The sequence below is a fragment of the Intestinicryptomonas porci genome (genome assembly GCF_033971905.1).
Taxonomy (GTDB): Bacteria; Verrucomicrobiota; Verrucomicrobiia; order Opitutales; family Intestinicryptomonadaceae; genus Intestinicryptomonas; species Intestinicryptomonas porci.
Genome location: NZ_JALBUT010000005.1, coordinates 38,487 through 51,854 on the forward strand (window position 1 = coordinate 38,487; position 13,368 = coordinate 51,854).

The window sequence follows — 13,368 nt, forward strand, 5'->3', positions numbered from 1 at the left end:
TTATGGCGGACTTGGTAAACATAAACATAAACGGCGACGACTTTCAAGTGCCTGCCGGTCTAAACGTAATTGAAGCGGCAAGAATTTCGGGCGTGGAAATTCCGCATTTTTGCTACCATCCGAATTTGCCGATAGCGGGTTCTTGCAGGCTTTGTTTGGTTTCGGTCGGCACTCCCGCCCGCGACAGGGCGACAGGAGAGCTTGTCAAAAACCCCGACGGCTCGCAAAAAATTGCTTTTATGCCCAAGCTCGCGATAGCATGCGGCACGAAAGTTAGCGAGGGTATGCACGTCATAACCAATTCCGAGCGCGTCGTAAAGGCGCGCCAAGGCGTGCTGGAATTTATTTTGGCAAACCATCCCCTCGACTGCCCGATATGCGACAAGGCGGGCGAATGCAAGCTTCAGGAATACTCGCAGGCTTTCGGAAACTGCAAAAGCAGGTTCGTGGAAGACAAGAACGTAAAGCCCAAAAAAGTTTCGATTGGCGGCGGAAAGGTGATTTTGGACGCCGAAAGGTGCATACTTTGTTCCAGATGCATACGCACTTGCCGCGAAATTGTCGGCAGGGACGTTTTGGGATTTTCAAAGCGCGGCTCAAGAAACGAAATCTCAGTTTACGGGGACGACGGCAGGGATTCAAATTATCTTTTGAATATTGTTGACGGATGTCCCGTGGGCGCGCTGACAGAAAGCGCGTTCCGCTTTAAAATGCGCACTTGGTTTTTGAAAGTCGCAAACTCCGTTGCAACGGAATCGAGTGCGGGCATAAACACAAAAGTGTGGTCGCGCTCAAACAAGGTTTACAGGATAACTCCGCGCTCAAATCCCTTTGTAAACGACGCGTGGTCAACCGATTCTGCCAGATACGAATACCGTATTTTGGATTCTGAAATGCGCCTTAAAACCGCGAGGGTTGACGGTACTCCATGCTCTACTTCCTACGCGGTAAGCAGGGCGGTTGAAGTCATGGCGGCAAGCGGCCGCATGGCTGTTGTTGCAAGCGCGCGTTTAAGCCTTGAAGAGCAGTTCATTCTGAAAGAATTTGCGGACTTGACTAACTCGAAAATTTACGCTGCCTCCCATCTTGGCGAAGACGACGGCAAGCTTCTTTCGGCGGACAGGACTCCGAATATGCGCGGCTTGTTCATTACGGGGCTGGTTTCTGAATATCCTAAGTCCGATTTAAAAAATCTTGCAGACGACATAAGGCGCGGGGACATAGAAAGCGTAGTGGTTTGCGGCGAAGACTTGTGCGCTCTCGGTTTGGACGAAAAGGATTTCAAAACCGCGAACATTGTCTATTGCGGCGTGTTGGATTCGGAAACCGCGCAGAGGGCGAAAGTTGCAATTCCAACCGCTTCGGTGTTTGAAAAATCGGGCATATTCGTAAACAGGCAGTTCAGGGCGCAAGTTTTTGAACGCGCGGTTGATGCGCCCGAAAGCGCAGTGTGCGAAATAAGCCTGTTTTCAAAATTTATAAATGCGCTAAGCCAAAGCGAATTTAAAGCTCCTTCCGTGCAGGCTCTGCGCAAGCTGATTTCATCAAAAATCGAAATGCTAAGCGGCATTTGCGACATTCCCTCAACGGGGCTTTTGCTCGACGGCAAAAAGTTTGACGCCGTGAAGTTCCCCGAAACCCAAGCTCTACAAGAAAATGAATAGTTTGTTTTTATTGTCAACACTTGCGGCGCAAAGCGGCGCGGCGCAGACTTCGTCGATTGGCTTTATTGACGTATTGCTGAAAATTCTTTTCGGTTTTGCGGCGATTGGCGTTGTAATGTGCTTTGCGGCTTTAAGCGTGGTTGTCGAAAGAAAGGTTGCCGCTTTCATTCAGGGGCGGTATGGTCCTTGCCGCACGTTTATTCCGTACGTTATGTTTATTCCGTTTGTCGGAAGATTTTTGCAAAGGGCGGGGCTTATGCAGCTCGCGGCGGACGGCTTGAAATTCTTGTTCAAGGAAGAGCCTTTGCCTTCGCACGTCAACAAGTTTTGGTTTACGGTTGCTCCCGTTATGTCGCTTGCGCCCGTTTTGATTGCCTCTTGCGCAATCCCGTTCGGATTTTTCATGTATGACGGAAGCCCGCATGCGCTTGCCGCCGCCGACTTCGACTTGTCGCTTTTGTTTGTGCTTGCGCTTGGGTCTTTGGGCGTTTACGGCGCGGTCTTGGCGGGCTGGTCTTCAAATTCAAAATATTCTTACATGGGCGCGATAAGGGCGTCGGCGCAGATGATAAGCTACGAGCTTACGATGGTTCTTTCCCTTGTGCCTGTCATTATTTGGATAGCTCCGAATTGTGAAAGCCCCCTCAGCCTTTTTGAACTGGGCTTGTCGCAGTCTTCGATGTGGAACTGCTTTATGTTCCCGCTTTCGGCGTTTCTCTTTCTTGTTGCATTGTTTGCGGAGACAAACCGCCAGCCGTTCGACATGGCGGAATCCGAAACAGACTTGGTAAGCGGATTTCACACCGAATATGGAAGCTTCAAGTTCGGCTTGTTCTTCGTGGGAGAATACGGGCACATGGTGCTTGGCTCTTCGCTTTTCATCTGCATTTTCCTCGGAGCGTGGAGTCCTCTTCCGGGGCTTTCATACCCGACGGACTGGGGTTGGATTACTGCGGTTTTGGCAACTCTGACCTTCCTTGCAAAAATAGCGTTTATGATATTTTTCTTCGTGTGGGTGCGTTGGACGCTTCCGCGGTTTAGATACGACCACGTCATGAATTTGGGGTGGGGTAAACTTCTGCCGCTGGCGGTTGCAAATTTGGTATTTTATTTGCTGTTGGCGGCATTTGTTAAATAAGGATTTTTATGGCGATAATAAAAGTTGAGAGAAAGAAGCTTTCGTTTTGGGAGAAAACTTATCTCCCCCAAATCGCAGGCGGGCTTTGGATTACACTGAAAAATTTGGTAAAGCCGAAGGTGACGCTCAAATATCCAGAACAGCGTCCCGCCCTTCCAAAGGCTTACAGGGGCGCGCCCACGCTCGTAAAAGATCCCGACGGGCGCGAGAAGTGCGTTTCGTGCCAGCTTTGCGAGTTTGTCTGCCCGCCAAAGGCAATAAAGGTTACGCCTTCCGAAATCGACCCAAACAGCCCGAATGCCTTTATTGAAAAGGCTCCCAAGAATTTTGAAATAAACATGATAAGGTGCATATTCTGCGGATTGTGCCAGGAGGTATGCCCCGAGCAGGCAATCGTTTTGCAGAAGGAGTTTTCAATCACATCTTACGACAGGGATTCCATGAAGAGGGAAAAAGCGGAGCTTTACCGCCGCGGCGGCGTTCTGCCCGACAGCGTGATGAAGTGGAAAAAAGTCAAGGACACTGCTCAAAAATCGAAAGGAGCGCACTGATGGAAAATGTTGTTTACGGAATTTTTTGCGCAATGGGCGTAGGCGGGGCCTTGGGGCTTCTGCTAAACCGCGGCTACATAAACGCGGTGATGTCCATGCTTGTTTCGATGCTTGGAATGTCGGGGCTTTTATTTTTGATGAAGGCGTTTTTTCTGGCGTTCGTAATGCTCGTGGTTTACGCGGGGGCGGTTATGGTGCTCTTTGTCTTTACCGTGATGCTTGCGGGGGAAAGCCGCGACAATTCTTCGTTAAAGCGCAGGGCGGGCATTGTATTGCTCTGGCTTTTGATGGGGCTTTCGGCGTCGTATTTTGTTTTGAATTGCCCCGACTTGAAAGTCGCGCTTGACGGCGGGGTCTCGGCGTTGTCGGTTTCAAAGCTTTACGGGCTTTCGCTCTTTACCAAATTTATGCTTTTATTTGAAATTGCGGGAGCGGTTTTGCTGGTCGCGATGGTGGCAATCATTGCGATAGCAAAAGAGCCTTCGCCAAAACGTCCGAAGAGGGAAATGCTTTAAGAAAGGTTTTTTATGGAAAATCTAAACGACTTTTTAATTCCGTCCCTGCTGATTTTCTTTGCAGGGCTTGCGGGGGTGGTTCTCAAAAAAAACCTGCTCGTTGTTTTGATGTGCCTTGAACTTATGCTGTGCGGGGCGATGCTTGCGCTTGTGTCGTTTTCGGCGGCGTATAACGATATGGACGGGGCGGTGTTCGCTTTCTTTGTCATGGCGGTGGCGGCGAGCGAGGTTGCGGTCGCGCTTGCGGTGGTTGTTCAATTCTTTAAAATAAGACGCTCGGTTTGCGCCGACGACGTCGATACGCTTTCAGGGGAATAGTTTATGTTTTCTTCAATTTCAGGTTGCGAATTTTCGGACATGTGGGCGATGCTGCTTATGCCGCTTTTTGCCGCGGCTCTAAGCGCGTTTTTCCTGCGCAAGTCAAAATGGGGGGCGGCTGTCGTCTCGGTTTTGTCGGCGACTTTCGCGCTCGTTTTGGCGATGGGGCTTTTGCTTGGCGAAAGCGGAGAAGCTTCTTCCAAATCGGTTGAAATTTTCAGGCTTGGCAATTTTTCGATAAATTTCGGATTTTTGTTCGACGAAATTTCAAAAAACATGGTTTTTGTCGTCTGCTTCGTCGGGTGGCTAATTCATATTTTCAGTGTCGGATATATGGATAAGGACGACGCCAAGGGCAGATTTTTCGGCGGTCTTAGCTTTTTCATGTTCTCAATTACGGGGATAATGCTTGCCGACAATCTCTTTATGATGTTTATCTTTTGGGAGTTTGTGGGTTTCAGCTCATACATGCTGATTGCGCACTACGCCGACACGGAATATTCCAAAATGGCTTCCAAAAAAGCGTTCATTGCAAACAGGGTTGGCGACTTCGGATTTTTGATTGGCATAATTTGGTGTTATCACGTTTTCGGAACGACTGAATTTGGCGCGATTGCCTCCGCATTGAAGGCAAATCCAAGCTTGGCTTTGACTCCTATGGCCCTTCTTTTGATATGCGGATTTCTGGGCAAGTCCGCGCAATTCCCCTTGCAGGTTTGGCTTACGGACGCAATGGCGGGTCCTACGCCTGTTTCAGCTCTAATCCACGCCGCCACGATGGTTGCGGCGGGCGTCTTCATGACTGTGCGCCTCGGGGTGGTGGGGTTGCTTACGCCTGCTGCTTCCGCATTTATGGTTTTTATATGCTCGCTTATGGCTATGTGCGCGGGCTTCTGGGCTTTGGGACAGCGCGACATTAAAAAGACTTTGGCATATTCCACTTTGGCTCATTTGGGGCTTATGGGAGTTGCCGTCGGCTTGGGCGCGTACGGAATTGCGATGATGCACCTTACAATGCACGCATTTTTCAAGGCAGCCTTGTTTTTGGTTGCGGGTTCTGTGATTTACGCCTGCCATCACGAGCAGGATATGTTTAAAATGGGAGGTCTTGCAAAGAAAATGCCTCTTACGACCATTGCGGCTTTTCTTGCAACATGCTCCATTATATCGGTTCCGTTCTTTGCGGGCTATTACAGCAAGGAAATGATATTAAACATATCGCTTTTGAGTCTCGTAAACGAATATGTGAACGCTTCCGTTTCTGACATATCGGGGCTTTGCAGGCTCGGCGCATCGGGCGTTTTTAAGATTGCGACTTTTGCGTTCGTATTGATTGCGGCTCTTCTTACTCCGCTTTACATGGCAAGGCTTTTCTTTGCGGTGTTCTTGGGCAAGCCTTTGAGCGAAAAGGCTTCAAATGCAAGGGAAAATTCGCTTTTTATGACGCTTCCTCTCGTTGTATTGGGAGTGTTTTCGCTTGCCGGCGCATGGGGAGCGGTGTTGGGCAACTTAAAGTGGCTCGGCGGCAAAATGTCTGCGCTGATGCCGTCATCTTCGCAAAGTTTTATGTCGGGAAGCTTCGGTTGGGAGCATTTCCACGGCATGATTGAAGGAGATGTTTTATTCACTTGGGCGGGAACGATAATTCTCGTTTGCACGGTTTTGCTGATTTTGATTGCCTATTTCCTCTATGGCAGGGGCAAAGACAAAATCGAAAGCGACCACCCGATTATGTACCATGTTTTGGAAAAGCACGGCTGGTTCGACGATGTTTACAACTATTACGTTTTAAAGGTCCAGCAGCGTTTTGCAATTTTGGTAAACGCTCTCGACTTGATTTTGATACAGGGTTTTGCCGTTAAGGGTCTTGCTCTCATATCGTGCCTTTTTGGGCTTGTCTTCAAAAGCTGGCACGTCAAGTGGGTTTCAAGCTATGTGGTTTGGATGGTTTTGGGTCTTTTGGCGGCGTTTATAATTTTAGCGGTTTAATACTATGGAAATTTCTGAAATTACATTTTTATCGGGTGTTTACGCACCGTTGATTTGCGCAGTTTTGGCGTTTGCCTTCTCTAAAATTACGGGAGAGCTTGCGGTAAAGAGCGTGGCGTTTTTCGGTTTTGCCGCCGCGCTTGCATCGTCTGTTTTAACCGCATTTTTTTATGCTGAAAACGGGGCGTTGGAAGTTTCGTCGGCATTCGGACTGATGGGCGTAAACGGAGTGTCTTTGGCAATGTATCTTTTGGCGGGCATCGTCGGTTTTGCGGCTTTTTTATGGACAATAGCAAGTCCCGTCAAAATCAAGGGCATTTCAACCTACTTGGTTTGCATGCTCTTTATGCAGGGGGGCTTGATGGGAATGTTTGCAAGCCAAAACATACTTTGGATGTACGCTTTCCACGAATTTGCCCTTGTTCCGACATTCATTGCGATGTGTGTCTGGGGCGGCGAAAACCGCAAGCCCGCGGCGATGGAAATGGCGATATATTTGACTCTTGGCGCACTTTTGGTCTTATTGGGAATAATATCAATCTCGTTTATTTCCACAAAAACGCTCACGTTTAATTTGCGCGAATTGACGGACGCTTTCGCCTCGGCGAACGTCGGCGCAAAATCTGCGGGCACTGCTTTTGCCGTTCTTTCGGTCGGCATTGGCGCATTGGTTTCGCTGTTTCCGCTTCATTCATGGGCTCCTAAAACATATAACGAAGCTCCCACGGCGTTTTCCATGCTGCATGCGGGCGTGCTTAAAAAGTTCGGCTTGTACTTGCTTATTCAGGTTGCTGTTCCACTGCTTGGCGCGAATGCGGGGCTTTCAATGAGCGTGATTACTGTTCTTGCGCTTTTGAACGTTATTTTGATAGGTCTTTGCACGATGGCTCAAAACGATTTCAAGATGATGGTTTCGTATTCGAGCGTTTCGCACATGGGGCTTTGCTTTTTGGGCATAGCCTCGATGGGCGTCTTGGGTGCGGGCGGAGCGGTTATGATTATGTTCGGGCACGGGCTGAGCGTCGCTGCTCTCTTTATCTTTGCGGAAATAATCAAAAGCAGATTTTCAACTTGCGACATGCCTTCTCTTGGCGGAGCGTACAAAAACATGCCTGTTTGCGCGGGGCTTTTTGTCGCGGTAATTTTGGCAAACATAGGGCTTCCCGGCTTTGCGAATTTCTGGGGTGAAATCTCGGTTTTTGCGGCATTGTGGAGCAAGGGGGCTGTTGTTTGCGCATTGGCGGTTTCGGGCATAATAATTTCCGCAGTTTATGGATTGAGGGCCGTTGCAAACATATTCTTTGGCGCGCAGTCCTGCGCCGTGAAAAAGGCTGGGAACTGCGACATTTCATGGAAGGAGCGCGCTCCTGTTTTGATTTTGCTCTTGGCTTTGATTTTGATTGGCTTTGCGCCCAAGCTTATAACCGTTCCTTTGGACGAAACGCTTGGCGGTGTTCCCGCATACAATTTAACTGATAAATAGTAAAACTATGGAAGATTCTATCGAAAAATTTTTAAGCGGGGCGGATTGGATTGCTGTTCTGCCCGAGGCAATATTGGCGTGTTTCGGCGTCATTTTGATATTGCTTGGCGCGTTCAAAAAAATTCAGCCCAAATATTGCTGTGTTTTGGCATTTGTCGGCTTTATCGCGTCGATTTGCGCCGTGGTTTCAAGTCCGAATGAGTACGCGTTCTTTCAAATGCTTGCGCCAAGCCCGTTTTCTTCGGCGTTTTTCATAATGTGCGGAGTTCTGACGGCTTCGATGTCGCAAAAATTCTTAAATTCGCTGTCTCAAAAAAATGCGGGCGAATTTTTCGGAATTTTAACGATTGCGGTTGCGGCTCTTTCCATATTTGCAAGGAGCAGGCATTTGATGCTCACTTTCGTTGCGCTGGAAACTTCGGCGATTTGCTTTTACGCGCTCATCGCGTGGGGCAGGAGAAACATTGAAAATTTGGAAGCTTCAATAAAATACATAATAGTAAGCGGAGTTTCGGGGGCGTTCTTCTTGCTTGGGATTGCGTTTGTTTACGCATCGTCCTTTGAGTTGGGCAGCGAAATGCTATATTACGGCAACTTTACCGAAGGCGGCGGCAATGTCCTTTTCGGCGTTGGCGCGGTTTTGGCGGTTTCTGCGGTATTTTTCAAGCTGAGCGCATTCCCATTCCAATTTTGGTCGCCCGACGTTTACCAGGGCGCGCCCGCTCCCGTTACGGCGTTTTTGGCGGTTGCGTCGAAGTCTGCCGCTGTCATTGCGCTTTTTAGCATGTTGATTAGTATGCCGTTTTCGGACAATCTCGTGACGATTTTAAGCGCGTCTGCCGCAATGGGCATAATTATCGGCAATTTCGGAGGGCTGAACGAAAAGAACGCAAAGAGGATTGTGGCTTTTTCGGGCATTGCCAATGCGGGTTATTTGATGGTGTTTTTAACTGCCGCGGTTGTCCTTACAAATATTTCAGGCGAAAATTCGGACGCCATCGGGTACACTCTGGTTCTTTATGTGTTGTCTTACGCTTTTGCGGTATATGCAATTTTCTTTGTGCAATCTCTTTATAAGTCAGCAAACGACGCCGATTTGTGCGTGTGCGCCTACAAGGGGTTGTGGGGCAAAAATCCGACTGCGGCGACATCGCTTACGCTGGGGCTTGCATCTCTTGCGGGCATTCCCCCGACTGCGGGTTTTTTCGCAAAACTGTTCGTCTTGGTTTTGGCGTATGCGGCGGGCTTGTATTGGCTTATGCTTGTTTTGGTTTTGGGTTCTGCGGCTTCGATATACTATTATTTCAAATGGATAAGAGCCGCTTTTGAGCCCTTGCAAGGCTCTGAGGAATGCCAATTTGTCAAAGGGCATTCGGCGGTATTGATTGCGCTTTGCATGGCGATACTCGTCTTGGGCGTGCGTTTCGCTTTTTTATTGACGGCGAACGCATAAATTGTCGATTTGTAAAATTTAATGTCGGCGCAAGTTAAATTGTGCCGATTTTTTTATTGAAAGCGCAATGGCTTGTGCTAAATTTATTGGTTTATTTTGAGCGGTTTTATGTCAAGAAGAGACTTTCAGCGCGTCATAGAGGCGATTTTAAAGGACGACAAACGCTATGCGGTTGGCGCATACGTTTTTGTGCGAATGGCATTGGATTATACCGTAAAAAACCACAAGAAAACCGACGGTGAAAAAGGTTCCCACGTCAGCGCGGCGGAGCTTCTGGAAGGATGCAGGGTTTTCGCCCTCGAAACTTTCGGACCGATGGCGGCGGTATTGTTCAAGGAGTGGGGCGTCAGGGAGTGTTCCGACATAGGGCAGATTGTTTTCAACATGATAAAAGTCGGCGAAATGAGCAAGACCGACGAGGACAAAATTGAGGATTTCTCGGTCGGATACGATTTTTACGAGGCGTTTGAACGCCCGTATTTACCTAAGAGCAAAGGCGGATTATGAAACAGGGGCTTTTAATTGAAGACTTGGTTGTGGAAGTGGCGGGCAAGCGCGTCGTTGACGGGCTTAATTTGCATCTGCCGAAAGGCGAAGTCCACGCGATTATGGGTCCCAACGGGACGGGTAAAAGCTCTTTGAGCAAGGCTCTCGCAGGGAGTGGAGACTACAAAATCCTTTCAGGCAGAGTCTTTTTGGACGGGGTTGACATTGTCGGAAAAGCTCCTGAGGAAATTTCAAAGGAGGGGCTTTTTTTGGCGTTTCAATATCCCGTTGAAATCCCGGGAGTCAGCATTGCAAACTTTATCCGCGCCTGCCTGAACGCCCGCCTGCCTGAGGGCGAAGAAATCAATGCGCCCGCATTTTACAAGGAGCTTTATGCAAAAATGCAGGAACTTGGCATGGACAAGTCTTTCACTTCCCGCAGTCTGAACGTAGGGTTTTCGGGCGGGGAAAAGAAGAGGTGCGACATTTTGCAGATGCTGATGCTAAAACCCAAAATCGCCATTTTGGACGAAACCGACAGCGGGCTTGACATCGACGCTTTGAGGATTGTCTCAGACGGTGTGAACGCGGCGCGCTCTTCGGAGCTTGGAGTTCTTTTGATTACACACTACCAGCGTTTGTTGGACCACATCGTTCCAGACAAAGTGCACGTCATGTACGGCGGAAAGATTGTCGAAACAGGCGGCGCGGAGCTTGCGCTTGAACTCGAAAAAAGCGGCTACGAAAAATTTAAGGGATAATGAGTAAAAAACCTGAAAATTTGGATTTTTCTTCCGAAGCGGGCAATTTCAGCTATGCCGAAGACTACGCTTTCGACGCGGGCGTCGGACTTAGCGAACAGACAGTCCGCTATATTTCAAAAGTCAAGGGAGAGGACGAATGGCTCACGCAATTCCGCCTTGACGCTCTCAAAATTTTTAACGAAAAGGAAAACCCAACGCATTGGGCGACTGAACGCTTGAACGAATTGGATTTTTCAAAAATCAGGTATTATCTTGCAAAGGACAAGAAAAACCGGCGTTCGTGGGACGAAGTTCCCGAAGATGTCAAAAAGACTTTTGAACGCTTGGGAGTGCCTGAGCAGGAGCGCAAGTTTCTGGCGGGGGTTGACGCGCAGTTCGATTCGGAGTCGGCTTATTCGAGCATGAAGGCGCATTTGGAGGAGCAGGGCGTAATCTTTGTCGGACCCGACGAAGGACTTAAAAAATATCCCGAAATTTTCAAAAAATATTTTTGTTCCGTAATTCCCGTTGACGACAGCAAGTATAGCGCGCTTAATTCCGCGGCATTTTCGGGCGGAAGCTTTATTTATGTGCCTAAGGGTGTCAAGGTAAAGCAGCCATTGCAGGCGTATTTCAGAATAAACGCCGAAAGCTTCGGTCAGTTCGAGCGCACCTTAATCATTGCCGACGAAGGCGCGGAGCTTATGTACATGGAAGGATGCACCGCTCCCCGCTTTGAAACGAGTACTTTGCATTCGGGTGTTGTGGAGCTTGTCGCCTTGAAGGGCGCGAAAATTCAATATGTTACAGTTCAAAATTGGTCGAACAACATATTCAATTTGGTAACCCAGCGCGGCAGGGCGGAGGAAGGGGCTGAAATCAGCTGGATTGACTGCAATGTCGGCTCCGGGCTTACGATGAAATATCCGACAGTCGTTTTGAACGGCAAGGGGGCAAGGGGCGAAGTCGTTTCAATCGCGCTTGCCAATCATTTGCAGCATCAGGACACGGGCGCAAAAATGATTCATTTGGCCGACGACACGACTTCCAACATAATTTCAAAATCAATTTCAATCGCCGACGGCAGGGCTTCTTACAGGGGAATGGTTTACATCCCCGAAAACGTCAAGGGCTGCAAAAACAACACTGTTTGCGACGCGCTTTTAATAAATTCAAACTCGCGCACCGACACTTATCCCGCAATAGTTTGTTCGGGAGAGAATAATTTTGTCCAGCACGAGGCGAGCGTTTCAAAGCTTGGGGACGAGCAGATTTTTTACATGCGCCAGCGCGGGCTTTCCGAGCAGGAAGCCATGAGCCTTGCTGTAAACGGATTTGTAAACGACTTGGTGCGCCGTTTCCCGATGGAATATTCGGTTGAGTTAAAGCGTTTAATCGAGCTTGAAATGGAAGGGTCTGTGGGATGACAAAGGAAAAACCTGTTTTTTCGCGTTTCAACTCTCTTCCTTTCCCCGGGAAAAAGGACGAGCATTGGCGGTTTTCAAACCTCGCTTTCTGGGGCGGGGAAGTTGAAAAATTCATGGATTTCAGTGGAGCGGATTTTTCCGAGGCTCCTTCGGGAAGTAGGGGCGTTTTTGAAAATCCGACTGCTGAAAAGTTCTTAAAAATCCTCTTGGGCGGCGGAAAGTTTGACGCCTATTGCGCCCGCAATTTCTCATGCGCAAAAATTTTCAGCATCTCGAAAAACGCGAAAGTAAAAATCACGAACGCCGATTTTTCCGATGTCAATATTTTTGAGATAGAAGAGGGGGCGCAGGTCGATGTCTTTGACGAAAGTTTTTTTGAATGCGGCAAGCTTTCAACTCGCGCAAATTTCTATTTTCTGAAAAAGGGCGCGAAGATAAACGTAAATACTTTTTATAACTCAAAGGAAAATTCCCCGCGTTACACTCGCGCCGACTTCTATTTGCAGGACGGAGCGCAGGCAAACGATGTTTTTGTGGAAGCGGGAAAGTCGAATACGAGGGTAGAGCGTAATTTTGAGCTTGCAGGTAAAAATTCGAGGGCGGATATTTCTGCGCTTTTTGTGTCGTCTGGTTCTATTACGCACGATTTGCGCACCCGCCAGCACCACACATGCCCCGAAGCTTTCAGCAATTTGAAAGTGAAAAACATTCTTTCTGGCTTGTCGCGCACTGCATTCGGCGGGCTTATAAGGGTCGAGGAAAATGCCCAAAAGACGGAGTCGTACCAGAGTTGCCGCTCTTTGCTTGTTTCGGAAAAAGCCCGCGCATCGGGAATGCCCGTCTTGGAAATATTGGCAAACGACGTTATGTGCTCGCACGGCTGCGCCGCTTTCCAACCCGACAGGGAGGAGCTTTTTTACATGAAGTCGCGCGGGCTTTGCGAAAGCATGGCGCAAAAGCTTTTGGTGGACGGCTTCGCAAACGAAATAATAGGGCGTTTCAGCGATGAAGTTTTCGCATCTGCTGTTTCTGAGAAAATTTCCGCCATGTGATTTCGTTATTGTTTGACAAAATTTTTTTCGGTTTCTATTTTAAATCTAATTTTACCAAATAAACATATGAGAAAATTCCTACACATTGGCATTCCGTCCGCTTGCAAAAAAGAGGGTATGACGTATATCCCCGAAATGAAGCTTGCGATAACCGACCCTTCCATGAGCAAACACAACATCGAATGGCTTTGCTTCGATTACGATTGCCCCATGCCGAAGCTTTTGCAGGAAAGCACGCATATAGCATACGAAGTTGAAGATATTGACGCCGAGTTGAAGGGCGCGAATATTCTTGTAGGCAAGTCTCCGCTTGGCGACAAGGCGGTATTGGCTTTCATTGTTGAAGAGGGCATACCGATTGAACTCATACAGAATTTGTAATAACAGTATTTACAGAGCCTTGAAAATATAAGGCGAAAAAAGTGGCATTGATTTTTTTCAATGCCATTTTTTTTGAGTTTGCGTGAGAGAAGATATTTTATTGATAGCCTTTTTACTATCGCATTTTCAGTCTTTTGCGTGGCATAGATGGAGAATTGGAATTTTTCG

The 13,368-nt window shown here is 48.2% G+C and carries 13 protein-coding genes; all 13 read left to right on the plus strand.

Features of this window, described 5'->3' with window-relative positions; genetic code table 11:
- Positions 1-2 precede the first annotated feature (2 nt).
- The 13 genes from MOX91_RS05065 to MOX91_RS05125 all read left to right on the plus strand — a co-directional run bounded on the left by MOX91_RS05065 (position 3) and on the right by MOX91_RS05125 (position 13,200).
- Positions 3-1,664, plus strand: a complete 1,662-nt coding sequence (locus MOX91_RS05065) for an NADH-quinone oxidoreductase subunit G (protein WP_370396998.1) — start codon at positions 3-5, stop codon at positions 1,662-1,664.
- Complete coding sequence (locus tag MOX91_RS05070; protein WP_370396999.1) at positions 1,657-2,802, plus strand: complex I subunit 1/NuoH family protein; 1,146 nt, start codon at positions 1,657-1,659, stop codon at positions 2,800-2,802. The genes MOX91_RS05065 and MOX91_RS05070 overlap by 8 nt, the downstream gene beginning before the upstream one ends.
- Before the next feature lie 8 nt (positions 2,803-2,810).
- The gene (locus MOX91_RS05075) at positions 2,811-3,353 is read left to right on the plus strand and encodes a NuoI/complex I 23 kDa subunit family protein (protein ID WP_370397000.1); all 543 of its coding nucleotides are present in this window, start codon (positions 2,811-2,813) and stop codon (positions 3,351-3,353) included.
- Positions 3,353-3,868 (plus strand): NADH-quinone oxidoreductase subunit J family protein, encoded by a 516-nt coding sequence (locus tag MOX91_RS05080; RefSeq protein ID WP_370397001.1) that lies wholly within the window; start codon positions 3,353-3,355, stop codon positions 3,866-3,868. The genes MOX91_RS05075 and MOX91_RS05080 overlap by 1 nt, the downstream gene beginning before the upstream one ends.
- Before the next feature lie 12 nt (positions 3,869-3,880).
- A complete protein-coding gene (gene nuoK / locus MOX91_RS05085) occupies positions 3,881-4,186 on the plus strand; it encodes an NADH-quinone oxidoreductase subunit NuoK (RefSeq protein ID WP_370397002.1) in 306 nt (101 codons plus the stop codon).
- 3 nt (positions 4,187-4,189) lie between these two features.
- Positions 4,190-6,175 carry an NADH-quinone oxidoreductase subunit 5 family protein gene (locus MOX91_RS05090; RefSeq protein ID WP_370397003.1) on the plus strand — a complete coding sequence of 662 codons (1,986 nt, stop codon included), beginning with the start codon at positions 4,190-4,192 and terminating at the stop codon, positions 6,173-6,175.
- Positions 6,176-6,179: 4 nt separating this feature from the next.
- Positions 6,180-7,658 carry a complex I subunit 4 family protein gene (locus MOX91_RS05095; protein WP_370397004.1) on the plus strand — a complete coding sequence of 493 codons (1,479 nt, stop codon included), beginning with the start codon at positions 6,180-6,182 and terminating at the stop codon, positions 7,656-7,658.
- A gap of 7 nt (positions 7,659-7,665) precedes the next feature.
- Entirely contained in the window at positions 7,666-9,111 is a 1,446-nt protein-coding gene (locus tag MOX91_RS05100; RefSeq protein WP_370397005.1) for an NADH-quinone oxidoreductase subunit N, read from the plus strand.
- A gap of 108 nt (positions 9,112-9,219) precedes the next feature.
- Positions 9,220-9,618, plus strand: a complete 399-nt coding sequence (locus MOX91_RS05105; protein ID WP_370397006.1) for a Minf_1886 family protein — start codon at positions 9,220-9,222, stop codon at positions 9,616-9,618.
- Complete coding sequence (sufC, locus tag MOX91_RS05110) at positions 9,615-10,358, plus strand: Fe-S cluster assembly ATPase SufC (RefSeq protein ID WP_370397007.1); 744 nt, start codon at positions 9,615-9,617, stop codon at positions 10,356-10,358. The genes MOX91_RS05105 and sufC overlap by 4 nt, the downstream gene beginning before the upstream one ends.
- Entirely contained in the window at positions 10,358-11,767 is a 1,410-nt protein-coding gene (gene sufB / locus MOX91_RS05115) for a Fe-S cluster assembly protein SufB (RefSeq protein WP_370397008.1), read from the plus strand. Before sufC ends, sufB begins: the two co-directional genes overlap by 1 nt.
- Positions 11,764-12,819: a SufB/SufD family protein gene (locus MOX91_RS05120; protein WP_370397009.1), complete on the plus strand. Its 1,056-nt coding sequence runs from the start codon at positions 11,764-11,766 to the stop codon at positions 12,817-12,819. The genes sufB and MOX91_RS05120 overlap by 4 nt, the downstream gene beginning before the upstream one ends.
- Positions 12,820-12,885: 66 nt before the next feature.
- The gene (locus MOX91_RS05125) at positions 12,886-13,200 is read left to right on the plus strand and encodes a VOC family protein (protein WP_370397010.1); all 315 of its coding nucleotides are present in this window, start codon (positions 12,886-12,888) and stop codon (positions 13,198-13,200) included.
- The last annotated feature ends 168 nt before the right edge of the window (positions 13,201-13,368 follow it).